Annotated in this window: 21 protein-coding genes; 11 read left to right on the plus strand and 10 right to left on the minus strand. The window is 74.3% G+C overall.

Annotated elements, in window-relative coordinates:
- The first annotated feature begins 67 nt into the window (after positions 1 to 67).
- Positions 68 to 1,045 carry an AraC family transcriptional regulator gene (locus CFP65_RS27725; protein ID WP_104818739.1) on the plus strand — a complete coding sequence of 326 codons (978 nt, stop codon included), beginning with the start codon at positions 68 to 70 and terminating at the stop codon, positions 1,043 to 1,045.
- Positions 1,046 to 1,320: 275 nt separating this feature from the next.
- On the opposite strand, the gene CFP65_RS27730 is transcribed toward CFP65_RS27725, so the two are convergent.
- Positions 1,321 to 2,580 carry a TerD family protein gene (locus tag CFP65_RS27730; RefSeq protein ID WP_104821173.1) on the minus strand — a complete coding sequence of 420 codons (1,260 nt, stop codon included), beginning with the start codon at positions 2,578 to 2,580 and terminating at the stop codon, positions 1,321 to 1,323.
- Positions 2,581 to 2,776: 196 nt separating this feature from the next.
- Here CFP65_RS27730 and pepN point away from each other — a divergent pair, with 196 nt between their 5' ends.
- The gene (gene pepN, locus CFP65_RS27735; protein WP_104821174.1) at positions 2,777 to 5,503 is read left to right on the plus strand and encodes an aminopeptidase N; all 2,727 of its coding nucleotides are present in this window, start codon (positions 2,777 to 2,779) and stop codon (positions 5,501 to 5,503) included.
- A gap of 184 nt (positions 5,504 to 5,687) precedes the next feature.
- Here pepN and CFP65_RS27740 read toward each other — a convergent pair whose 3' ends face one another.
- Positions 5,688 to 6,803 carry a hypothetical protein gene (locus tag CFP65_RS27740; RefSeq protein ID WP_104818740.1) on the minus strand — a complete coding sequence of 372 codons (1,116 nt, stop codon included), beginning with the start codon at positions 6,801 to 6,803 and terminating at the stop codon, positions 5,688 to 5,690.
- A 558-nt stretch (positions 6,804 to 7,361) separates the two neighbouring features.
- Here CFP65_RS27740 and CFP65_RS27745 point away from each other — a divergent pair.
- Positions 7,362 to 7,859: an SsgA family sporulation/cell division regulator gene (locus tag CFP65_RS27745; RefSeq protein ID WP_158702378.1), complete on the plus strand. Its 498-nt coding sequence runs from the start codon at positions 7,362 to 7,364 to the stop codon at positions 7,857 to 7,859.
- A gap of 22 nt (positions 7,860 to 7,881) precedes the next feature.
- Here the strand turns inward: CFP65_RS27745 and CFP65_RS27750 are convergent, their stop codons facing one another.
- Together CFP65_RS27750 and CFP65_RS27755 are read right to left on the minus strand one after the other, a co-directional pair.
- Positions 7,882 to 9,363: a GAF domain-containing protein gene (locus CFP65_RS27750; RefSeq protein WP_254552604.1), complete on the minus strand. Its 1,482-nt coding sequence runs from the start codon at positions 9,361 to 9,363 to the stop codon at positions 7,882 to 7,884.
- 187 nt (positions 9,364 to 9,550) lie between these two features.
- Positions 9,551 to 10,171, minus strand: a complete 621-nt coding sequence (locus CFP65_RS27755) for a hypothetical protein (RefSeq protein ID WP_158702379.1) — start codon at positions 10,169 to 10,171, stop codon at positions 9,551 to 9,553.
- 169 nt (positions 10,172 to 10,340) lie between these two features.
- On the opposite strand from CFP65_RS27755, the gene CFP65_RS27760 reads away from it, so the two are divergent.
- Entirely contained in the window at positions 10,341 to 11,177 is an 837-nt protein-coding gene (locus tag CFP65_RS27760) for an inositol monophosphatase family protein (RefSeq protein WP_104818744.1), read from the plus strand.
- A gap of 97 nt (positions 11,178 to 11,274) precedes the next feature.
- Here the strand turns inward: CFP65_RS27760 and CFP65_RS27765 are convergent, their stop codons facing one another.
- The gene (locus tag CFP65_RS27765) at positions 11,275 to 11,880 is read right to left on the minus strand and encodes a TetR/AcrR family transcriptional regulator (RefSeq protein WP_104818745.1); all 606 of its coding nucleotides are present in this window, start codon (positions 11,878 to 11,880) and stop codon (positions 11,275 to 11,277) included.
- Positions 11,881 to 11,936: 56 nt separating this feature from the next.
- Between CFP65_RS27765 and CFP65_RS27770 the strand changes: the two genes are divergently transcribed.
- The 3 genes from CFP65_RS27770 (at position 11,937) to CFP65_RS27780 (ending at position 13,896) form a co-directional block, all read left to right on the plus strand.
- Positions 11,937 to 12,869: an alpha/beta fold hydrolase gene (locus CFP65_RS27770; RefSeq protein WP_104821175.1), complete on the plus strand. Its 933-nt coding sequence runs from the start codon at positions 11,937 to 11,939 to the stop codon at positions 12,867 to 12,869.
- Between the two features lie 8 nt (positions 12,870 to 12,877).
- Entirely contained in the window at positions 12,878 to 13,234 is a 357-nt protein-coding gene (locus tag CFP65_RS27775; RefSeq protein WP_104818746.1) for a hypothetical protein, read from the plus strand.
- A 179-nt stretch (positions 13,235 to 13,413) separates the two neighbouring features.
- Complete coding sequence (locus CFP65_RS27780; protein WP_104818747.1) at positions 13,414 to 13,896, plus strand: SRPBCC family protein; 483 nt, start codon at positions 13,414 to 13,416, stop codon at positions 13,894 to 13,896.
- 50 nt (positions 13,897 to 13,946) lie between these two features.
- Here the strand turns inward: CFP65_RS27780 and CFP65_RS27785 are convergent, their stop codons facing one another.
- The 4 genes from CFP65_RS27785 to CFP65_RS27800 all read right to left on the minus strand — a co-directional run bounded on the left by CFP65_RS27785 (position 13,947) and on the right by CFP65_RS27800 (position 16,294).
- On the minus strand, positions 13,947 to 14,384 hold the full coding sequence (locus CFP65_RS27785) for a GNAT family N-acetyltransferase (RefSeq protein ID WP_104818748.1): 438 nt from the start codon (positions 14,382 to 14,384) through the stop codon (positions 13,947 to 13,949).
- 89 nt (positions 14,385 to 14,473) lie between these two features.
- On the minus strand, positions 14,474 to 14,788 hold the full coding sequence (locus tag CFP65_RS27790) for a hypothetical protein (RefSeq protein ID WP_158702380.1): 315 nt from the start codon (positions 14,786 to 14,788) through the stop codon (positions 14,474 to 14,476).
- A gap of 86 nt (positions 14,789 to 14,874) precedes the next feature.
- The gene (locus CFP65_RS27795; protein WP_104818750.1) at positions 14,875 to 15,810 is read right to left on the minus strand and encodes a M48 family metalloprotease; all 936 of its coding nucleotides are present in this window, start codon (positions 15,808 to 15,810) and stop codon (positions 14,875 to 14,877) included.
- Between the two features lie 46 nt (positions 15,811 to 15,856).
- On the minus strand, positions 15,857 to 16,294 hold the full coding sequence (locus tag CFP65_RS27800) for a BlaI/MecI/CopY family transcriptional regulator (protein WP_371682473.1): 438 nt from the start codon (positions 16,292 to 16,294) through the stop codon (positions 15,857 to 15,859).
- Positions 16,295 to 16,371: 77 nt separating this feature from the next.
- Between CFP65_RS27800 and CFP65_RS27805 the strand changes: the two genes are divergently transcribed.
- From CFP65_RS27805 to CFP65_RS27820, 4 genes are all read left to right on the plus strand, one after another.
- A complete protein-coding gene (locus CFP65_RS27805) occupies positions 16,372 to 17,073 on the plus strand; it encodes a DedA family protein (RefSeq protein ID WP_104818751.1) in 702 nt (233 codons plus the stop codon).
- A complete protein-coding gene (locus tag CFP65_RS27810) occupies positions 17,070 to 17,708 on the plus strand; it encodes a phosphatase PAP2 family protein (protein WP_104818752.1) in 639 nt (212 codons plus the stop codon). The genes CFP65_RS27805 and CFP65_RS27810 overlap by 4 nt, the downstream gene beginning before the upstream one ends.
- 104 nt (positions 17,709 to 17,812) lie before the next feature.
- Positions 17,813 to 18,325 carry a pyridoxamine 5'-phosphate oxidase family protein gene (locus CFP65_RS27815; protein WP_104818753.1) on the plus strand — a complete coding sequence of 171 codons (513 nt, stop codon included), beginning with the start codon at positions 17,813 to 17,815 and terminating at the stop codon, positions 18,323 to 18,325.
- A 39-nt stretch (positions 18,326 to 18,364) separates the two neighbouring features.
- The gene (locus tag CFP65_RS27820; RefSeq protein ID WP_104818754.1) at positions 18,365 to 19,336 is read left to right on the plus strand and encodes an LD-carboxypeptidase; all 972 of its coding nucleotides are present in this window, start codon (positions 18,365 to 18,367) and stop codon (positions 19,334 to 19,336) included.
- A 96-nt stretch (positions 19,337 to 19,432) separates the two neighbouring features.
- On the opposite strand, the gene CFP65_RS27825 is transcribed toward CFP65_RS27820, so the two are convergent.
- Positions 19,433 to 21,394, minus strand: a complete 1,962-nt coding sequence (locus tag CFP65_RS27825) for a phosphocholine-specific phospholipase C (protein ID WP_104818755.1) — start codon at positions 21,392 to 21,394, stop codon at positions 19,433 to 19,435.
- Positions 21,395 to 21,443: the final 49 nt, after the last annotated feature.

The raw sequence follows: 21,443 nt of genomic DNA on the forward strand, positions 1-21,443 counted from the left end.
ACCGCCCGGTCTGCTTTATGGTGTCGGAACGGACCGGGGGCGAGTCGCTGCTCCTGGGAGTCATGCCATGTCGCTGCACGACGGATTGCTGTACGACGGATTGCTGTACGACGGTGACAGTGTCGAGGGCCTGCACGAGGTCGTCAGCGCACGGTTCGCGCCGCACCGGATGACCGTCCGCGGCGACCGGTGGCTGAACGGCCGGTTCCGGGCCCTGCACGAGGGCCGGCTCGCGCTCTACGAACTCGGCTACGGCACCGAGGTGGGGGTCTTCCCCGGCGAGCTGCCCGACTTCTACAACATCCAGCTGCCGGTGGCCGGCACCGGCGAGGTCACCCTGGACGGCGCGGCGCTGCCGGCCGGCCCCTGGCTGGCCGGGCCCGGCCAGCGGGTCTCGATGACCTGGGACGCGCAGGCGCTCAACCGCATCCTGATCGTGCCGGCCGCCCTGGTCGAGCAGCGGCTGGCCCTCCGGCTGGGCGAGACGCCCGGGGCGCTGCCGCGGTTCGAGCCCGTGCTGGACGGGCGGGACCCGGCGGTGCGGGCCTGGCTGGAGCTGGCCCGCGGCTTCAACGAGTTCGCCGGCTCCGAGCTGAGCCGGCGTTCGCCGCTGGGCGTGGCCGGGTTCGAGCAGCTGCTGGTGGACACCCTGCTGGACGCCCAGCCCGGCTCGCAGACCGTGGCCCTGCCCGGTGGCGCCACGGCGGCACTGCCCGCCGCCGTGCGGCGGGCCGTGGCCTACTGCGAGGAGCACGCGGACGAGCCGATCACCGTCACCGACATCGCCCGGGCCGCCCGGGTCTCCCTGCCCAGCCTGCGCGAGGGCTTCCGCACCCACCTGGGCACCACCCCGCTGGCCCACCTGCGCCGCGTCCGGCTCGACCTGGCCCACCGCGACCTGCTCACCGTGGCCGAGGGCCGGGCCGAGGGCACCGTCACCGACATCGCCGGCCGCTGGGGCTTCACCCATCTCGGGCGGTTCAGCGCGCACTACCGGGCCGCGTACGGGCGCTCGCCCTCGGCGACGCTGCGGCGGGCCCCCTGAGGGCTCGAAGCCCTCGGAGCCTTGGTGTGACTATCCGAAAAACGGTGCCGATCGCGCCGCTAACTGGATAGCGGCGGCCCGGCCGCTCGGCGAGGCTGTCCGGGAAGCTGCACGAGACGGCGGGCCTCCGGGCCGGCCACGGGGGTCGCCGTGCAGACCGGGGCGCTCCTCGTGTGGGACGGAGCGCCGAGGGAGGACCGGCGGAGCCGGTGACGAGACCACCGCGCCGGCGGTCACACCGTCACCGGCTCCCCCCGGTGCCTGAACTCCGACAGTCAGAGCAGCGCAGCCGAGGGCTTGACCATGGCGCGGGCGGTCTTGGCGTCCACGTACTCGCCGATCGCGGTCATCACCCACTCGCCGGAGTACTGGCGGACCAGCTTGCACATCACCACGCCCGTGTGGGCGGCCGCCTGGGCGAGCTCGAAGCGGACCAGTTCGGCGCCGGTGCCCGCGTCCAGCAGGCGGCAGTAGGCGTTCTTGATGTCGGTGAACTTCTGGCCGGAGAACGAGTTGACCACGAAGACCAGGCCGCAGACCTGGGCCGGGACGCCCTCCAGGTGGACGGTGATCGCCTCGTCGTCCCCGTCGCCCTTGCCGGTCAGGTTGTCGCCGGAGTGGGCGATCGCGCCGTCGAAGATGGACAGCTTCATGAACCAGGCCGTGTCCACCTTGTTGCGCTGGGCGTCGAAGGCGATGCAGGAGGCGTCCAGGTCGATGTTGCGGCCGTGCTTGGCGGGCTCCCAGCCCAGGCCCATCCGGACCGAGGCGAGGTAGGGGCGGCCGTTCTTCTCCAGCGAGACCGAGCCGCCCTTGACCAGGTTGACCTTGCCCTTGTCCAGGGTGACCTTGGTGAGGCCCGGCGGCTGGACGGCCGGCGACGCCATCGGGCGGGGCGGCATCGCCTGGCCGGCCGGCGGGGCGGGCGGAGCCGGGGGCATCGGCGGGGCGGCGGCCGGCGTGGGGGCGGGTGTGGTGGCCGCAGTGGTCGGAGCGGCCGCGGCGGTAGGGGCGGCTGCGGCGGTCGGGGCGGCCGAGGTGGGCTCCTCGACCGAGACGCCGAAGTCGGTGGCGATGCCGGCCAGTCCGTTCGCGTAGCCCTGGCCGACGGCGCGGACCTTCCAGGCCGAGCCGCGACGGTAGACCTCGACCACCACCAGGGCCGTCTCCCGGCCCAGGTGGGGCGGGGTGAAGACGGCCAGCACCTCGCCGCTGTCGGCGTCCCGGAGGGTCGCCGTCGGCTCGGTGCCGGCGAAGGTCGCGCTCGCGTCGTCCAGGCTGGCCGTCACCACCACCCGCTCGATGCCCTCGGGCAGCGCGGTGGTGTCCACCGTGATCGCGTCCGGCGTGCCGCCGGCCGCCGGGCGGTGCGTCACGCCCGGGCCGTTCGGGGCGTTGAAGAAGACGAAGTCGGCGTCGGAGCGCACCTTGCCGGCCGCGGTGAGCAGTAGTCCCGAGACGTCCAGGGCCTTGGGAGCAGACACCTCCACCGTCACCCGGGCGGCTGTGATCGGGGCGTTGCCGCCCTGGGACAGGACCGTGGACACAGTGCTCTCCTCCTGAGGTGTGGGGGCCGAGGTGATGGGGCACCCGCCGTGTCACCCACCCTAACCAACCGGGCGGTCGGGCCGTACGAGACCTGCCGCCGAGGCCGACGGGCCGTCAGAAAGGCGCCGCCGGAGGATCCCGAGGCCCTTGTGGGCGGCAGTGGGGTGGGGAAGCATGCGGACCATGCCAGCACTCCAACGCGCCGAGGCACTCACCCGTGCCCGCCTGCTCACCGTCCACGGCTACCGCGTCGAGCTCGACCTCACCAGTGGTGCGGAGCTCTTCGGCTGCCGGACCGAGATCCGGTTCACCTGCGCCGAGCCCGGGGCCGGGACCTTCCTGGACCTGCGACCCGAGGTGCTGCACCGGGCCGTGCTGAACGGCCGCCCGCTGCCGGCCGCCTCCTTCGTGGACGGCCGGCTCGCCCTCGACGCCCTGGCCGCCGAGAACGAGCTGCTGATCGAGACCGACCAGCGCTACTCCCGGACCGGCGAGGGCCTGCACCGCTTCGCCGACCCGGCCGACGGCGAGGTCTACGTCTACGCCAACTGCGGCCCCGACGCCGCGCCCCGGGTCTTCCCCTGCTTCGACCAGCCCGACCTCAAGGCGTCCTTCGCGCTCACGGTGACCGCCCCGCAGGGGTGGACGGTGATCGCCAACAGCGCCCGCAGTGCCCATGGCGCTGGAGGTGCCGGCGGTGCCGGCGGTGGGGGCGGTGCTGGAGGTGCCGGCGCTGGGGGCGGTACGGCGGGTGTGGTGGGCGGTGCGGCGGGTCGGTGGGAGTTCGAACCGACCCCGCCGATCTCCGCCTACCTGGTCACCTTGGTGGCCGGGCCGCTGCACTCGGTCTACGCCGAGCACGACGGCATCCCGCTCGGCGTGCACGCCCGCCGTTCGCTCGGCGCGGCGCTGGACCGCGAGGCCGCCGAGATGTTCGAGCTCACCGCCGCGAGCTTCGACCGGATGCACGCCGTCTTCGCGGAGCGGTACCCGTTCGGCAAGTACGACCAGGCCTTCGTGCCCGAGTTCAACTGGGGCGCGATGGAGAACCCCGGCTGCGTGACCATCGCCGACCGGTTCGTCTTCCACGCCCCGCCCACCGAGGCCGAGCGGGAGACCCGGGCGATGGGCGTGGCGCACGAGATGGCGCACATGTGGTTCGGCGACCTGGTCACCATGCGCTGGTGGGACGACCTCTGGCTGAACGAGTCCTTCGCCGAGTACCTCGGCTACCGGGTGATCACCGAGGACACCCGCTACACCGAGGCCTGGACCACCTTCGGCATCCGCCGCAAGTCCTGGGGCTCCGACGCCGACCAGCGCGACTCCACCCACCCGGTCGCCGCCACCGGCATCGACAGCCTCGCCGAGGCCATGGTGACCTTCGACGGCATCGCCTACGCCAAGGGCGCCTCGGCCGTGCGGCAGCTGGTCGCCTGGCTCGGCGACGAGGTCTTCTTCGCCGGGATCAACGAGTACCTGAGCCGCCACCGGTACGGCAACGCCGACCTCGCCGACTTCCTCGCCGCCCTCACCGACGTGAGCGGCCGGGACGTCCGGGGCTGGGCCGAGCGGTGGCTCGGGACCACGGGGCTGGACACCCTGCGGGTCGAGACCACGGTCGCGGGCGGGGTGGTCACGCGTGCGGAGCTGGTCGCCGAGGGCAGCCGGCCGCACCTGGCAGGGGTCGGCGTCTACGACCTGGTCCGGGGCCGGCTGCTGCTCCGCGAGTCCTTCGAGGTCGAACTCGCCCCGGGCGGCCGGGCCGTCCTGCCGAAGCTGGCCGGCTCGCCCGCCCCGGCCCTGGTGCTGCCCAACCACCAGGACACCACCTGGGCCAAGATCCGCCTGGACGCCACCTCCTGGCACGCCGTCGCCACCGGCCTCGGCACCGTCGCCGACCCGCTGACCCGGGCCGTGCTCTGGGAGCACGCCCGGGACTTGGTCCGGGACGGCGAACTCCCACCGGACACCTACCTGGAGATGCTCGCCGTCCACCTGCCGGGCGAGAGCGCGGACGCCGTGGTCGAGACGGTGCTGCTCTTCGCCCGGGCGGTGGTGGTGCCGACGTACCTGCCGGCGGAGCGGCGGGCGCACGGGCACGCGGTGCTGCGGCGGATCTGCGAGGCGATGCTGGCGCTGCCTGGGGCTGGGGCTGGGGCTGGGACCGGGGGCAGGGGCGGGAGCGGGGGCGGGGGCGGGGGCGGGAGCGGGCGCGTCGAGAGTGGTGCGGCTGGGAGCGCGGCGGCCGGGCGTGGGGCGGCCGGGCGTGGGGCGGCGACGGTGGAGAGCCGGCGGCTGGTCGCGCTGCGGGGGCTGGTGGAGAACTCGGTGGGGGAGGCCGGGCTGCTCTGGGCCCTGCTCGACGGTGACCGGGAGGAGGCGGGTGCGGACCGGCGGGAGCTCGGGGTCGAGCTGCGCTGGGGCGTGCTGATGCGGCTGGCCGCGCTCGGGGAGATCGACGAGGAGCGGATCGCGGCGGAGTTGAGCTGCGAGCCGGGGGACATCGCGCAGCAGGGGGCGGCGGGTGCCCGGGCGGCGCTGCCGGACGCCGCTTCGAAGGAGCGGGCCTGGCGGGCGATGTTCACGGACGGGGAGCTCTCGGCACTGGTGCTGGGTGGTGCGGCGGCTGGGTTCTGGCTGTCGGGCGGGGCGGAGCTGCGGGAGGGGTACGTGCGGCGGTACTTCGAGGAACTGCCCGACGCCGGGCGACGAGGGGACGTGGTGATGCGGACGCTCGCCAGCCGGCTCTTCCCGGTCTGGTCGGTCACGCCCGAGACGGTCGCGCTGGCGGAGGCGTGCTTGCGGCAGGACGGGCTCACGCCCGCGACGCGGCGGCTGATCGGGGATCAGACGGACGATCTGCGGCGGGCGCTGCGGGTGCGGCGGTCGGCTGTGGCCGACGGGTGAGCGGTGCCTCGGGGCGTGCTTTACGTCGGTGGTAAACATGCCCCGAGGCTCGCTTTGCCATGGTCCCCGGTTTACCCCTGGGCGTTCTTTATGTCGGTGGTAAATGTGCCCCGAGGGCGGCTTTGCATCGGACCACGTTCTGCCTCGGGGCGCGTTTTACGTCGGACGTAAAAGTGCTGCCGACCTAGAACGTGCCCCGGATGGCCAAGGCCCGCGGGGCGGCCGGGTCGAAGGCGGAGGCGGTCCAGGTCTCGGCCGTGGCTGCGGCCGGGGCGCTGCTGCGGGTGCCCCGGACGCCGAAGGTGTGGCTGCCGGGCGGGAGCTCGTCCAGCGAGAAGCGGTAGGTGATGGTGGCGCGGTCCTGGGTGACGGTGACCACCGCGCCCGGGACGGAGCACCACGGGGTGGTGCCCGGCAGGGCCTCCGGGCGGGCCAGCCGCAGCTCCACCTGGAGGGCGGCCAGGTGCGCGGTGGAGTTCAGGACCAGGCTGTGCCGGGTGCCCGAGGGGCCGAGCTGCTCCCGGAGCGCCTCCGTGTCCCGCAGGGGCGGCTCGGTGGGCGGCTTGGCCGTCGGGGTGTCGGTCGGCGCGGCCGTCGGCTTGGTCACCGGCGGTGCCGTGGGTGCCTGGATCGGCGGCCGTCCGGTCGGTCCGGTGGGCGAGCCGGTGGGCGAGCCGGTCGGCGAGGGCTTCGGGGGCTGGGTCGGGGCCAGCGGCGGCTGGCTGGGCGAGGCCGTCGGCTGACCGGTCGCGGTGGGCGGCAGGGAGGGCCCCGGGGCGGTCGGCGACCCGCTCGGACCCGGCTGCTGGGTGGGGCCGGCCGCCACCGGTGGCAGCGAGGGCCCGGCGCCCGGGAGGGCGGGGCCGCCCGTGCCGCTGGGCGAGGTGGAGGGCACGGCGAGCGGCGCCCCCGAGGCAGGGGCGGCGGGGGAGGCGGCAGCCGAGCCGTGCGCCGTGGGGTGTCCGCTGCTGTGGGTGGGGGAGGGCCGGTGGGTCTCGGCGGCCGCCTTCGGGGCGCCGAGGGCGCGCGGGCCTGGCATGGCCTGCTGGGCGGCGGGCGAGCCGTCCGGGCTGGCCTCGGGCGGGTTGCCGCCGACGTTCGCGGTGTCCGGGTGGCGGCCGATCTGCTGCTGGGAGCTGACCAGCCAGGTGGTCGCGGCGCTGATCCCGAGCACGGTGGACATCGCCATCGCCGCGCCGGAGAACCGCAGCCCCGGCAGCGCGAACCGTCCGCCGACCGGCCCCGGTCGCCCGTGGCGGCGGCCGGTCTGCCGCGGTGCACCTACCCGGTGGAGCGTCACTCCGGCCTCCCCTCTTCTCGGCTCTTGCCGCCTCGCTGCTGCTCGTGCGCTGTTTCGTGCTCTGCTGCCCGTGCCCTGTCCGGTTCGTGCTGTTGCTCGTTCGTCCTGCTGCTCGTGCCGTACGCGTCCCGCCGCCGTGCCGTGCTGCCCGTTCCGACCGGTACCCGGGGGCGCCCGTCGGGGCGTTCCGTCGGTGGCGAGTCTGTGCCACTCGTCCGGGCCGCGCGAGCGCCTCCGGACGCCATTTCGGTGGAGAGCCGGTGAGGGACCTGCGGGGGGCCTGCGAGGTTCGGTGGTATCACTGCGGCCCGCCGTTGGTACGACGGGCCGATGCTTCTACGGTGTCACGAGATTACCAGCGGTGTGCCATTCTTCCGACAGTGTGCCGCGGTGCGCTTCGCCACCCGAGTGGGCCTGCCTGTCGGCGAGTTGACGATCTGCCAGGTCGCCGGCCGGGCGGTTGGCAGGGTGCGGGGTTGCAACCCCCTGCAACCTTTGCCGGGCGGCGCCGCGTCCAGCACTCTGGCCCCTGACCCCAGCCGCCTCGGAGAGACTGTCATGCCGCGCGACCCGCTGTCAGCCGCCTCGCCCCCGCCATCCGCCGCCACCCCCACGGGCGGCGAGGCGGGTCGCTCCGCCGCCGCCCCGGCCCCGGTGGAGGAGGTCATGACCCTGCGGATCGCGCTGGACCAGGATCTGGTCGGGGAGGTGCGGACCCGGTTCCGGTACGACCCCGAGCGCCCCTACGAGGTGTTGCTCACCTTCCATCTGGGGCGCGCGGACGAGGCGGACTGGGTGTTCTCCCGGGAGCTGCTCCGGGACGGCCTGCGCGGGTTGAGCGGGCAGGGGGACGTGAAGCTCTGGCCCGCGTACTGCCCCTGCCACGGTTCGACCCTGCACCTGGCGCTCGAATCCCCGTACGGCAGCGCCCTGCTGGAGGTCTCCAAACCCCGGGTCAAGGCCTGGCTGGACCGCACCTACCGCTGCGTCACCGAGGCGGAGGAGGAAGCGGCGCTGCCCACCGACGCGCAGTTGGCCGCCTTGCTGCAGGACTGACGGCAGGACGGCCCCGGCCGGCTCAGCGGCAGGCGGTCGGGATGCTGAGCGCGCTGCTCAGCGGCAGGCCCAGCGGAGTTCCGGTGATCGGTTCGGGGCCGAGCGACTGCGCCGGGATGCCGGGGACGCCGACCGCCGGCGCGGTGGCCGCGGCGGGGCCGGCGGCGGTGGGCAACCGGTGGGTGCCGGCCAGCAGTGCGGCGCGCAGCTCGCGGACCCAGGGGCTGACCGCGCCGGGCAGCAGGTCGTACGGGTCGGCGGGCCCGGACACGGTGACCTCGGCGGAACGGGTCAGCCGGTAGGGACGGTGGTCGAGCAGACCACCCAGATAGCGCCGCAGCCGGGAGACCTCGGCGCGGATGGTCACGGTGCGGCCCGGGTCGCCGAACAGCGCCTCGGCGAGCTGGGCCGCACTTCGGCCCTCACGGTGCAGCGCGAGCAGCAGGAGCAGCTCGGCGTGGCGCGGGCTGAGGGTGTGTGACCAGCTCCCGACCGAACCGGAGACGTGCAGTTCGGGGCGGTCCGGGGCGCTCAGGTCGAGCCGGATCCGGGCTCCGGCGGTCTGTTCGACCGCCTCGCCCGCCGAACCGGTCCGGGGGCGGATCAGCCAGCCGTCGGCGATCGGTTCGACCACGCACTCGCCCAGCGAGGGCAGCCAGTGCACGGCGGTCGCGCCCCAGCCCTGGGCGGGCAGCCGGAGCCGGGGCACCGGTGGCAGTCCGACGGTGGCGGCCGTCCAGCCGGCCTGGTCCACCACCAAGGCCGGTTCGCCGAGCCGGGCGAGCAACGGGGCTGCCACCGTGCGGAGTTGGTGCAGGCCCTCCAGCTGGCGGGCCCGCAGTTCGGCCTCGGCGAGGCGGGCGGCCGTGACGGCCAGTTGGAGCAGGTACGGGGCCATCGTCCGGGCCGGGCCGCTGAGGTTGACCACGCCCGCGAGCCGTCCGGTGCGGGGGTCGTGCACGGGGGAGGCCACGCAGGTCCAGCCGTGGTGGCTGCGCAGGTAGTGCTCGGTGGAGTGCACCTGCATGGGCCGCCCGGTGCGCAGGGTGGTGCCGATCCCGTTGGTGCCCACCTCGTCCTCGACCCAGCGGGCGCCACTGTCGAAGCCGATGTTCTCGGCGGTGCGGCGCAGTCCGCGCTCGCCCTCGTGCCAGAGCACGTGGCCCTCGGCGTCGGCGATGGCCAGGATCAGCGGGGTGCTGCTGCTGGGGGCCAGCAGGGTGGCCCGCAGTACGGGCAGCACCTCGGCGAGCTGGGTGGCCTGACGGCGGTGCTCGACCTCGGCGGTGCTCAGCCGCTGCGCGTTCCGCCCCCGCTCGGGGTCGAGCCCGAGCCGGCGCAGCCGGTCCCAGGAGTCGCCGATGACCGGCCGGATGGCGCCCGGGCCGGTCTCCCCGCCGGTGACGGCGCTCTCGTGGACGGCGGCGGAGGTGCCCGCGTCGGCGGTGCCGACGGTGGGTCTGCCTACGGTGGACCGGCTCGCCGCCCGAGGGCTCTGCTGCAATCCGTCTCCCCGTCGAGTCGTCGGTCCGGACCCCGTCGTCCGGTGACAGGGTACGGCGGAGGGCGGGTGGGATGACGGAGTTGCGAAATCTTTCATACCGCCCGGAGCTCCGCTGCTAGGGGTGCGGCGCTCGTGCGGCGCGGCAGCTCATCCGTACCAAATTTGACGGGGTCTCGACAAGTTTGGTTCAGATGGTGAAAGAGTTGATCGATGGGGCTGGAGTGCTGGTCGGAGCACTGTCCGGCGGGGCGATCGGTGGGGTGACTGGTGGGGTGGCCGGCGGGGTGGCGAGGGCGGCGATGAAGGGTTCGCGGACGGCCGGGTCGCAGTGGGCCGCCTCCAGGGCGCGCTTGTCGGTGTCCGGATCCGACCCGGCCGGGTGGTCGGTGCCGTCCGCGCAGGCGATCGGCATCGAACCGGCGCCGTCCCAGCTCGGGCCGGTGGGGAAGGTGACGTCGATGACCACCCGCTCGCCCCCGTGGCGGATGGTCAGGTACCGGTGCACGTCCCACAGGCCGGCTGCGGGCACGGCCGCGGCGGCCGCCGGGCCGAAGGCCCGCTCGGCCCCGGCCGGCGTGCAGCGGTAGACCCGGTGCACCAGCTGTGGTTCGGTCTCCGGCCAGCGCTCGGCGAGGGCGGCGGCCAGCAGTGCGTGCTTGGACGAACAGGTCCCGCGCCACTCGGCGAGCGCCCCGCGCGCGCTGCGCTCGGCCGGCCGCCCGTACGGCATCGACCGCACCGCCTCGATGACCTCGGCGAGGGTGGCGTCCGGCGGGAGGCCCGCCCGGGCTGTCAGTTCGTCGATCATGGCCGTCATTGTCCACCCGTCGTCAATCCTCCTGCCCGGGGCCGGTGTCGGGGGCCGGTGTCCGGGAGGCTGTCCGGGGGGCCGGGGGTGGTGACCGGGGTCGGCCCCTCCGGTCCTCTTGGCGGTGGTCCGTGACCCCGGGGCGGGGCTCGCGCCTATCGTTCGGACCATGATTGATTCACGGGTGGGAGCGGACGGCGTCGAGCCGGGCGGGTCGGATCTGGCCGGGCTGGACGATGCGGGGGTCGCGGAGGCGGCGGCGCGGGCCGGGGCCGAGGTGGTGCGGTCGATGTTCGGGCAGCGGCTCGAGCGGATCGACAAGGGCGGTGGTGACTTCGCCACGGCCGCCGACGTGGCGGCGGAGCAGGTGATCCTCGACCTGCTGCGGGCGGCGCGACCGCAGGACGGGGTGCTCGGCGAGGAGGGTGGCAGCCAGGGCGCAGAGGGGGCGGCCCGGCAGTGGCTGGTGGACCCGCTCTGCGGCACCCTCAACTACGCCGTGGGCAACCTGGTGGTGGCGGTCAACGTCGCGCTCGGCGGCGGTGCGGCCGGCGAGGTCAGCGCTGCGGCGGTGGCCGACCCGTTCGGCGGGGAGGTCTTCCGGACCGACGGGGTGTCGGCCTGGGACGAGAACGGCCCGTTGACCCCGACCTCGGCCACCCGGCTGGTGGACGTGAACCTCGACCAGCCGCTCCCGAGCGCACCGGGCTTCCGCGGCGTCGACCTGCTGGCCCACCCCGGCTTCGTCGCGGGCTACCGCCCCCGGGTGGTCTCCAGCACGCTGGCCGTGGCCTGGGTCGCGGCGGGCCGCCGGGCGGCGTACGTCACCGACGGCGGCGACCTGCGCGGCAGCGTGCACTTCGCGGCGGGCATCGCGCTCTGCCGGGCCGCCGGCTGCGTGGTCACCGGCATCGACGGCGCCCCGCTCGGCCCGGCGGGGCGGGGGCTGCTGGCGGCGGCGGACGCCGAGACGCACGCCGAGCTGTTGGCGATGATCCGCGGCTGACGGGGTGGAGGTCCGGAAGGCAGGGTGACGACCTGCTAGCTGATGGCTCACCGGTTGACGCCCCTTCGGGGATCCTCCGGGATCCGCCGAGGGCGTTTCAGGTCCGGTCGAAAAGGTCGTCCAGGTGATCGTCGAGGATCGCCTGGACGTCCTCGCCGGTGCGCTGGCCGGCCAGCACGCTGGAGCCGAGGCCGTTGACCATGGCCAGCAGGCCGGCCGCCGTCCGGGCCGGGTCGCGGCGCGGGCGGAGTAGGCCGGCCTCCTGGGCGGCCTGGAGCTGCTTGGCGAGGAAGCCTTCGAGCAGGTCGGGCTCGGCTGCGGCCCGCTCGCCGACGGCAGCCGGGTCGTTCAGGACGAGGGTGTAGTACGCGGCGTACGTCCGGGTGATCCGGCGGCTCTCCGGGTCGGTCGGCAGGATGCTCGACAGGATCGCGGTGACGGTGCCGCGCGGGGTCGGCGGGGTGCCGGCCTCGCGGACCCACCGCTCCATCCGGGCCTGGAGCTGGGTGCGGAGCCGGGTCAGCGCGTCGAGCAGCAGCCCCTCCTTGGTCGTGAAGTAGTACTGCACCAGCCGCAGCGAGACCCCGGCCTCGGCGGCCACCGCCCGCATGCTGGCCGCTTGGAGCCCCTGGGTGTCGGCGATGCGCAGCAGGGCCTCGGTGATCTGCCGCCTGCGTTCCTCGTGGTCCACCTGGGCCGACATGATCTTCCTCCGCTCGCTCGTGGTACACCCGTATCATGCTGTGGTACACCTGTATCATGCGAATGCGAGCGGGTGAGGGAGTGGGCGAGTTCAAGGACCGGCGGTCCGCCGAGCGCTACGGCGCCGCCTACCAGCGGGCGTTGGCCGAGCTGTGGCCCGGCCCCCGGACGGCGGTCGACCTGCCGACCAGCCACGGCACCACCCGGGTCTACCGGGTCGGTCCGACGGCGGAAGAGGGAGAGGCGGCTGAGGCGGTCGGCGGCCCGATCGTGCTGCTGCCCGGGTCGGGTGGCAACGCCCTGATGTGGCACCGGTACGTCGACCGGCTGGCCCGGCGGCACGAGGTGATCGCCGTCGACACCCTGGGCGAGCCCGGCGCGAGCGTGCAGCGCGCCCCGATCGCGGACGGCCTGGCCGGGGCTGGTTGGCTGGAGGAGCTGCTCGGCGCGCTGGAAGTGACGGGGGCTCACCTGGTCGGGTGCTCGTACGGCGGCTGGCTCGCCCTCCACCACCAGCTGCGCCACCCCGGCCCCCGGGTGGCCTCGCTGACCCTGGTCGACCCGGCCGGCCTCGGCCCGATCGGGTTCCGGTTCTACGCCTGGCTGATCGGCGGCGGGTTGGCCGCGCTGGCGCCGCAGGCCCTGCGGCCCGGGCTGGCCCGGTTGGTCGGCAACAGCGCGATCCTGGAGGGGGAGTTGATGCGGCTGATGCGGGCCTCGATGGGTTACCGCCGCGCCCTCCCGATGGCCACCACCCTCACCGACGAGCAGCTCGCCACCCTGCGCACCCCCACCCTCGTCCTGCTCGGCGCACGCAGCGCCCTCCACGACGCCCCGGCCGTCGCGGCCCGCCTGGCCCGGCTGGTCCCGGCGGTGACCGTGGAGCTGGTCCCCGGCGCGGGCCACGCGCTCCCGCCCGACCGTCCGGAGCTGGTGCTCGACCGCATCCTCACCATGGCCGCCCGGGGCCCCGCCGGCCGCCGGTCGTGAACGGGTCGGTGGCGCCGGGTCAGGGCCGGCCGGGCCGGGGCTGGCAGAAGGTCGCCGAGCTGGGGGTGATGGTGGGCGAGGGTGGGGCGCGCAGCTGCGCGACCTGCGGGGCAGGCGTGCGGGCGTACCAGTACCGCTTCCACCCGATGGGGTCGCGGCAGTTCGAGCGGTGCATCGGGTTCGCCTGGTGCCCCGACTGCCGGGTGTACGTCAGCGCGCTGGTCCACGTGCCGCGCGAGCAGGTGCTGGTCGACGCTCTGGCCGACCTCCCGGCCGGGGAACGCGAGCGGCTGGAGCGGAGCGAGACCCGGTTGGTCGCGTACCTGGACCGGACCTCCAGGCGAGCGGGTGGGGCTGGTCGGTGAGGGGGCACGGACGACTGCCAGCGGAGTGGCCGACGGGTGGCGGAGCAGGAGGGTCAAGGGGAGAGTGCCAGGGTCGGGACGCCCACAGCGGTGCCGTCGGGGCGGCCGGCCGGTAGGGGGTTGGAGTTGCAGCCACGCCTTCCCGACCGACCGTCAGGTCCTGGCGCATGATCGGGCGCATGGAGAACTCGCGATCCACCCAGGCGCCCACCGCGTACGCCTGCATGCTCGTCCGTCGGCCGGCCGAGGAGGCGTTCCGGGCGTTCGCCGATCCGGCCGTCACCACGCGCTTCTGGTACAGCGGCAGCAGCGGGCCCATGACGGCCGGGGCCGAACTGCGCTGGGAGTGGGAGACGTACGCGGTCTCGGTCGAGGTCAGGGTGAAGGAGGTGCGGGAAGGGCGGCTGATCCGGTTCGAGTGGGGCAACTACGACCAGCCGACCACGGTCGAGTTGGCCTTCACCCCACGTGCGGCTGATGACACTTCTGCCGAGGCCACCTTCGTCGAGGTCACCGAGAGCGGCTTCCAGGGGCCGGGGGAGGACGCGCTGCGCTGGGTGAACGACACCGTCGGTGGCTTCTCCACGGCGCTCTGCGCGATGAAGGCCCTGCTCGAACACGGCATCGAGCTCAACGCCGTCGCTGACCACCACCCGGCCTGACCGGCCTGACCGGCCGGTGGGTGGGGCCGGGGCGGCGGGTCCGGCCCGGGTCAGCCGTCGAGGGTGACGCGGTGGACCGTGGACTCGCGGGGCTGGAAGCCGGCCCGTTCGTAGAGGCGGTTGGCGGCTTGGCGGGTGGGGTGGGAGGTCAGGTCGACGGTGCGGGCGCCGGCGGCGCGGGCCAGCTTGAGGGCCTGGTCGAGGAGGGCGGCGCCGATGCCGTGGCCGCGGGCGGCGGTGTCGACGACGACATCCTCGACGCGGGCGCGCAGGCCGGAGGGCAGGGGCGAGAGCACCAAGGTCAGTGCGCCGACGACGGTGCCGTCGAGTCGCGCGGTCAGCAGGGTGTTGGAGTCGCAGGCCAGCAGGCGGGCGAGTGCCTCCCGGTCGAGTGGGGTGGCCGTGCGGGACAGCTGCGGGAGGAGGCGGGCGAAGGCCGCGACCAGTTCCTCGTCGGCGGTGCGGACCGCTTCGATGTCGATGCTCATGTGGCCGGAGGTTACGTCGCCGGTGGGTGGGGAGGCGGCGGAGTTCCGGTGGAGGGTGTGCGAACGGTGTGAACGGTGCGGCCGGTCGGTCAGGCGGTGAGGCCGGTGTAGGTGGCCAGGGCGGCGAGGGCGAGCCCGGCGGCGATCAGGGCGGTGCCGAAGCCTCGGCCGTGGTGGGCGAAGAGTCGGGTGGGCACCGAGGTGCGGGTGCCGTGAAGGGTGTCGCGGGCGATCTCGGCCGCCGCGAGGTCGGCGCGGCGGGTGCGGAAGCCGTCCGAGTCGGTGCGCAGCAGCAGGCCGTAGCAGAGGGCTCCCAGGGCGAGCAGGCTCAGCAGGACGATGGCGATCACGGGGCTGTACGGGTGCACCCGGTGTGTGTGGTGGCCGAAGCGGGAGAGGGGCATGGTGTGGAATTCTCGCCCGCCCGGGTCGGTGATGTCCAAGTGGATCGTATGCGGAGAGACCTTTGGTGGTGAGGATCACCGAGGAGTCAGTGGGTGGCGGAGGACTGGGCGGCCTCGACGGTGTGGTGGAGGTCGGTGGTGGCGTCCAGGGTGGCGGCGGTGGTGAGGGCGAGGCAGGCGGCCAGGGCCAGGGTGGCGGTGGTGCGGCCCCGGGAGGGGCGGGGGCGAGGTGCCGGGGCGAGCAGGGCGGCCACTCGGCGGGGGACCGGGCCGGTGTGGGCGGCGGGGGCCAGGCGGGGGCGGTCCGGGCGCGGGGCGCGGGCGGCGGCCAGGGCCGCGCGGCCGACCGCGCGGGCGGTGGTGGCGCGGTCGCCGGTGGTGCGCGCGGCGTTCTCGTCGGCCCAGCGTTCCAGGTGGTAGCCGAGCGGGGCGCGGAGCTGCCGGAGGGCCGGGTGCAGGGCCGCCGCGTACTCGGCGGCGGCCAGGAAGAGGTGGTGGCGGCCGGCCAGGTGGGCGCGTTCGTGGGCGAGCAGGGCGGCGCGTTCGGGCCCGTCGAGGGCGCGTAGCATGCCGGTGGTGACCACCACCCGGCCCGGGTGCCGGGGCCCGCCGGGGAGGGCGAAGGCGTCGGCGCGGTCGTCCTGGAGGACGGTGAGGCCGAGGTCGGCGGGGGCGTGGCCCACGCTGCTGCGGGCGCGGCGCAGGTCGGCGAGCTGGTGGCGGGCCGTGCGGACGGCCAGCGCGGCCGTGGCGGTCAGTGCGAGTCCGGCGGCGGCCGCCCGGAGCGGGGTGTCCGGCAGCCAGTGCGGGGAGAGGTGGCCGAGGGCCAGCACGAGCGGCAGCCGGAGCAGCCCGCCGCCGACGGCCAGGGCCAGCACGGTGGTGCTCGCCGCCGCGAGGGTGGTGGCGGTGGCCGCGAGGAGGAGGGCCGCGGTGCGGGGGGCCAGCTGCTCGGCCAGGCGTCGGGCGAGCGGCGCGGCGAGGAAGGGCAGCAGCAGGGGCACGAGCAGGCTGAAGGTCACCGGGCGCCTCCGGAAGCGGGGGTGGTCACCTGGGGCCGGGCCGGCATCAGGACTCGCCGAGGAGGGTGCGGAGCAGGCGCTCGTCGTCGGAGGAGAGGTCGGAGACGAAGCGGGCCAGGACGGTGGAGCGGTCGTGGTTGCGGCCGAGCTCGGTGTGCATGCGGCGGGCCGAGAGGCCGGCCTCGTCCTCGACGGTGGCGGTGTAGGCGAAGCCCCGGCCGGCCTTGTGCCGCTCGACCTGGGCCTTGTCGTGCAGGCGGGCCAGGATCGTGGCGACGGTGGTGCGGGCCAGGCCGCCGCCGAGGGCGGACTGCACGTCCTGCGGGGTGAGCGGGGTGGCGGCGGCCCAGAGGGTGGCGAGCACCTGCGACTCGAGCTCACCGGCGTGTCGGCGGACCGGCTCCGCCAGGGCGCCGGTGTCGGCGCCCGAGCCGTCTCCGGAAACGGCCTCGGGCATCGGCTCCGGCGTGGGCGTTTCCCGCATGTCGACGCTTCCTCCCGTTTTCGTCTACAGTCACGTAGACCGTCTACATCACTGTAGACGGTCGAGGTGGCCGGGTCATGGCCACCTCCAAAAGTACGGGAGGTCCGCCAGCCTTGGTCCAGTCGTCCGCCCAACTCGCGGTGAATGTGCTCGACGCCTCGTCGCTGCTCGCCGCCTTCGGCGCCCTCGGCGTCGCCCTCGTGCTGTTCGCCGAGACCGGCCTGCTGGTCGGCTTCTTCCTGCCCGGCGACTCGCTGCTCTTCACCGCCGGCCTGCTCTGCGTGCCCGGCGCGACCAGCGGGCCGCAGCTGCACCTGGCCCAGGTGCTGCCCGCCGCCGTGGTCGGGGCGCTGCTCGGCGCCCAGGTCGGCTACCTGATCGGCCGCCGGGGCGGCCGGACGCTGCTGGCCCGCAGCCACCGGCGCAGCCTGCACGAAGGGGCCGCGCGGGCCGAGGAGCTGCTGGCCAAGTACGGGCACGGGAAGGCGATCGTGCTGGCCCGGTTCATCCCGGTGGTGCGCACGGTGCTCAACCCGCTCTGCGGGGTGCTCGGCGTGCCGGCCCGCACCTTCGCGCTCTGGCAGGTGCTGGGCGGGCTGGTCTGGACGGTCGGCGTGGTGCTCGCGGGCTACGGGCTCGGCTCGACCGTGCCCAGTATCGACCGTTATCTGCTACCCATCATCGGTCTGGTAGTAGTTGTCTCCGTGATCCCCATTGTTCTCGAACTGTTCAAGGCCCGTCGTCAGGGCACCCGTGGCCAGGGCGGTGCCGCCCGATGAACTTCATCGCCTACGACGGCAGCGGCATCGACGGCGGCCTCTACACCCGCGTGCTCGGCTGGGCCGACGGCGCGCCGAGCTGGCTGGACCAGCTGATCAAGGTCTGGTCCGCGATCGGGCTCGGGCTGTTCGCCCTCTTCATGCTCTACGCCTGGTGGCGGGCGCGGTCGGCCGATTCGGTGGTGATGGCCCGGGTGCTGGCCTCGCCCGTGATCGTGGTGGTCGCCTACGCGGCCAACTCGGTGCTCAAGGGGCTGGTCGAGGAGAACCGGCCCTGCCAGCAGCTGAACGTGCGCAACACGCTGGAGGCCTGCCCGGGCGCCGGTGACTGGTCCTTCCCGAGCAACCACTCGGTGATCGCCTTCGCGGCGGCCACCGCACTGGTCTTCGCGTACCGGCGGATCGGCTGGTACGCCTACCTGGCGGCGGCGCTGATGGCCGCCTCCCGGGTCTGGGTCGGCGTGCACTACCCGCACGACGTGGCCGTCGGCGCGCTGGTCGGCGTCCTGGTCGGCCTCCCGCTGGCGCTGCTCGCGGGCCGCGCCGCGCCGTTGGTCGACCGCCTGCGGGGCGGCCCGCTCGGGCCCTTCCTCGGCACCGGGCCCGCGCCGGCCTTCGGGGTGGCCGGTCGCTGACGACTCCCTTGTGCGGGGTGCCGCGTGGGGAGAGCATGTGAGCCGGGTGGGTACGTCCCACCCGGCTCCGCTGTTTCTCGGTACGGCTGTGGAGGGGATTCGCGATGTCCTACCGGCTCGACATCATCCAAGGGGACTGGCCCGCCGAGGAGTTCGCCAAGGGGGTGGAGGGCATCCTGGCGGAGAGCATGGTGCTGACCCTCGCCACCGCCGGGCCCGAGCGCGGGCCGCACGCGAACCTGGCCTTCTTCGCCCACGACGAGGACCTGGTGCTCTACTTCGTGAGCGAGCGCTCGACCCGGCACAGCCTGCACCTGGCCGAGGAGGCCCGGGCGGCGGCCACCGTCTTCCTGCCGCCGCCGGTCTTCGGCGAGCAACTGCGGGGCGTGCAGCTCACCGGCCTGGCCGGCGAGGCCTGGGGGCACCAGGCGGAAGCGGCCTTCGCCGCCTACCAGCGGCGGTACCCGGCGTTCGCACGGGACCCCGAGGTGCGGGAGCAGTTCCTGGCGGGGGGCGGAGCGGCGGCGCTCTACCGCTTCCAGGTGGAGGAGCTCACGGCGGTGGACGAACCGCATTTCGGCCGGCGGAACTACCTGCGGGCGCGGGTGGTGCGGTGAGATGGGGGTCGACCGCCGTTGACCGACGAAGGAGCTCCCATGCCTGCGATCCTCCGACCCCGCGCGCTGCGCCCCGGCGACCTCGTGGTCGTCACCGCGCCCTCGGGCCAGCTCGAACCGGGTGAGGAGCCGATGCTCGCCCGGGGTGTGGCGATGCTGGAACGGATGGGCTTCCGGGTGCGGGTCAGCCCGATGGTCGACCCGGCGCGCAGGCGCTGGTGGGCCTCGGGCACCCCGGCCGAGCAGGCCGCCGAACTCAACGGCCTGCTCCGGGATCCGCAGGTGCGGGCCGTCGTCGCGCACACCGGCGGGCACACGACCATCGGCTACCTCGACCTGGTCGACCTGGACGCCGTCCGGGCCGACCCGAAGCCGATCCTCGGCTACAGCGACATCTCGCTGCTCAACCTGGCCCTGCACGCCAGGACCGGCCTGGTCGGCTTCCACGCCGACCTGGCCACCCACGGGTTCGGCGGCGACTGGTACACGCTGGGCGACGAGGCCCGTCGCGGCGAACTCCTCGACCTCTACACCCGGGTGCTCACCAAGGCCGAGGCACCGGGCCTCCTGCCGGCGCACGGCAGTTGGGAGACCTGGCGGCCCGGCCGTGCGCAAGGGCCCCTGCTGGGCGGCCTGTTGAGCCGCCTGGTCCTGCTGCAGTCCACCCCGTTCGCCCTGCCCGCCGAACGGTTCGACGGCGCGGTGCTGTTCTGGGAGGAGGTGCGCCGGCCGGTCGAGCGGGTCTGGGGCGACCTGCAGGCCCTGCGGCTGTCCGGCGTGCTGGACCGGATCGCCGGGCTGGTGGTCGGCATCCCGAATGAGGTGACGCCCTACGGGGAGGCCGGCCTGCGCGAGGTGGTGCTCGACGTGCTGGGGGAGCGGGACATCCCGGTGCTCGGCCAGGTGGACTTCGGGCACAATGCGCCGAACCTGCCGTTGCCGGTGGGGGTGCGGGCCGAGCTGGACGCGGATCTTCGGACGCTGTCCCTGGTGGAGGCCGCTGTCTCGTAGGGAACCCGGGCGGGGCGCGGGGGGGTGCTTGGGATCAACAGCTCTACTTGGGTGGGGTGTTGGCCGCGCCGTTCCCCGCGCCCCTGGGTTCACCGATCAGTGCAGGATGCCCGCGTACCTCCGTACGAAGCGGGTGCCGGTGCCCGCGGTGATCGTCACGTCGTAACCGCCGCTCACGGTGGGCCAGTTCAGGGTGGTGGACTGGCCCGGGGCGACCCAGGCGGTCTGCGCGGCGCCGCCGAAGTCGTTCGGGACGGCGGTGAAGGAGCACTCGGTGCCGCCCGCGTTGGCGAGAGTGAACGTGACGCCGGCGGCGCCGAGTCGGGCCGAGACGTCCGGGACGGCGACGTCGGTCTGGTCGGCCCGGGTGACGGTGCCGGCGAAGCGGCGCACGAAGCCGTCGGGGCCGTGCACGGTGAAGTCGTAACGGCCGTCGGTGGCCGCGGCGTTCCAGGTGTAGGTCTTGGTGGCGCCGGGCGCGACGGTGTACGGGGTGCCGGTGAACGGCTGGGCGATGTTCGGGTAGACCGTGTAAGGGAAGCCCGCCGTACCGGAGTTCGTCATGGTGCAGGTGACGGCGCCGGTGCCGCGGTCGACGGTGGCCTCGGCGCCCGGGCGGTAGGGGAGCGGGCGGTGCGGGCGGGTGCCGGGCTCCTGGGCGGGCATCGCCTGGGCGCCGGTGGCGGGCAGCACCACCGCGGGCAGCGAGGCGCCCGCGTCGGCCTTGGCCATCAGGGCGGTGGTGTCCGGCAGGGCGGGGATCGAGTAGTCGGGCGCGGTGAAGTCGAAGCAGCTGGTCAGGTCGCCGCAGACGCTCCGGCGCCAGGCCGAGATGTTCGGCTCCTGCACCCCGGTGACCACCTCCAGGAAGCGCAGCACCGACGTGTGGTCGAACACCTGGGAGTTGACGTAACCCCCGCGCGACCAGGGCGAGATGGCCCAGAGCGGCACCCGGTTGCCCAGGCCGATCGCCCGGCCCTGGGTGAACTCCTCGGGGGTGCCCGCCTCGGGGGTGGGCGGCACCATGTGGTCGAAGTAGCCGTCGTTCTCGTCGTACATCACCAGGAAGACGGTGTGCTGCCACACCGCCGGGTTGGACATCAGCGACCGCAGGGCCTGGTCCACCCAGTGCGCGCCGTAATCCGGGCTGGCGTTGGGGTGTTCGCAGAACAGGTACGGCGCGACCAGCCAGGAGACGGTCGGCAGGGTGCCCGCCTTGCAGTCGGCGTCGAAGGCCGCCGGGTCGAACTTGGTCATCGCGTTGACGTAACGCGGGTCCGTGGTGGGGAAGTTGTGGAACTGCTTGAAGTACGAGAGCGCGTTGTCGTCGTAGTCGCCGGTCCGCTCGTCGGTGCTCGGGTTGTGGTACACCCGCCAGCTGACCCCCGCGGCCTGCAGGCGCTCGGCGTAGGTGGTCCAGTCGGCCACCGGGTTCTCGGTGACCGGGGTGTTGTCGATCCACGGGCCGGTGGTGCCGTCCCGGCCGGGGCCCGCGGTGCCGGTCCACAGGTAGAGCCGGTTCGGGTCGGTCGGGCCCGCCAGCGAGCAGAAGTACGCGTCGCAGAGCGTGAACGCGTCGGCCAGCGCGTACTGGTAGGGGATGTCGGCGCGGGTGAAGTACCCCATCGCGCGCTCGCCCTTGGCGGCCACCCACTTGTCCATCGCGCCGTTGTTGATCGCCTGGTGGCTGGTGGCCCAGTCGTGCGCCAGACCGGCCGCGTTCTGCGCGTTGTACTTGGTGGTGTCCATCCGGTACGGCAGCATCACGCCGCCGTCGCTGCGCCCGGCGTCGGGCTGGCGGAAGACGTTGCCGCCGTTCGGGTACTGCAGGGCCTGCTTGTCGCCGAAGCCGCGGACCCCGTTGAGGGTGCCGAAGTAGTGGTCGAAGCTGCGGTTCTCCTGCATCAGGACGACGACGTGCTTGACGTCCGCGACCGTGCCGGTGGCGCCGGTGGCGCCGGTGGCGGCCTCGGCGGCGGTGGACGGCAGGCCGACCACGGCGGCGGCCCCGGCCGCGGCGGTGGCACCGACGAAGGTGCGGCGGCTGAACTTGGTCATGGGTGCTGGCCCTTCAGGGTCAGAGGGGGCGTCGGGGGAGGTTTCGAAA

The organism is Kitasatospora sp. MMS16-BH015, assembly GCF_002943525.1.
In the GTDB taxonomy this organism is placed as follows: Bacteria; Actinomycetota; Actinomycetes; order Streptomycetales; family Streptomycetaceae; genus Kitasatospora.

Bases quoted from the DNA above. Each gene is read 5' to 3' on its own strand.
- CFP65_RS27725 (WP_104818739.1), top strand. From the start codon at position 68: ATGTCGCTGCACGACGGATTGCTGTACGACGGATTGCTGTACGACGGT.
- pepN (WP_104821174.1), top strand. From the start codon at position 2,777: ATGCCAGCACTCCAACGCGCCGAGGCACTCACCCGTGCCCGCCTGCTC.
- CFP65_RS27745 (WP_158702378.1), top strand. From the start codon at position 7,362: ATGCCGCGCGACCCGCTGTCAGCCGCCTCGCCCCCGCCATCCGCCGCC.
- CFP65_RS27755 (WP_158702379.1), bottom strand. From the start codon at position 10,171: ATGATCGACGAACTGACAGCCCGGGCGGGCCTCCCGCCGGACGCCACC.
- CFP65_RS27760 (WP_104818744.1), top strand. From the start codon at position 10,341: ATGATTGATTCACGGGTGGGAGCGGACGGCGTCGAGCCGGGCGGGTCG.
- CFP65_RS27765 (WP_104818745.1), bottom strand. From the start codon at position 11,880: ATGTCGGCCCAGGTGGACCACGAGGAACGCAGGCGGCAGATCACCGAG.
- CFP65_RS27770 (WP_104821175.1), top strand. From the start codon at position 11,937: ATGCGAATGCGAGCGGGTGAGGGAGTGGGCGAGTTCAAGGACCGGCGG.
- CFP65_RS27780 (WP_104818747.1), top strand. From the start codon at position 13,414: ATGGAGAACTCGCGATCCACCCAGGCGCCCACCGCGTACGCCTGCATG.
- CFP65_RS27785 (WP_104818748.1), bottom strand. From the start codon at position 14,384: ATGAGCATCGACATCGAAGCGGTCCGCACCGCCGACGAGGAACTGGTC.
- CFP65_RS27790 (WP_158702380.1), bottom strand. From the start codon at position 14,788: ATGCCCCTCTCCCGCTTCGGCCACCACACACACCGGGTGCACCCGTAC.
- CFP65_RS27800 (WP_371682473.1), bottom strand. From the start codon at position 16,294: ATGCGGGAAACGCCCACGCCGGAGCCGATGCCCGAGGCCGTTTCCGGA.
- CFP65_RS27805 (WP_104818751.1), top strand. From the start codon at position 16,372: ATGGCCACCTCCAAAAGTACGGGAGGTCCGCCAGCCTTGGTCCAGTCG.
- CFP65_RS27810 (WP_104818752.1), top strand. From the start codon at position 17,070: ATGAACTTCATCGCCTACGACGGCAGCGGCATCGACGGCGGCCTCTAC.
- CFP65_RS27815 (WP_104818753.1), top strand. From the start codon at position 17,813: ATGTCCTACCGGCTCGACATCATCCAAGGGGACTGGCCCGCCGAGGAG.
- CFP65_RS27820 (WP_104818754.1), top strand. From the start codon at position 18,365: ATGCCTGCGATCCTCCGACCCCGCGCGCTGCGCCCCGGCGACCTCGTG.
- CFP65_RS27825 (WP_104818755.1), bottom strand. From the start codon at position 21,394: ATGACCAAGTTCAGCCGCCGCACCTTCGTCGGTGCCACCGCCGCGGCC.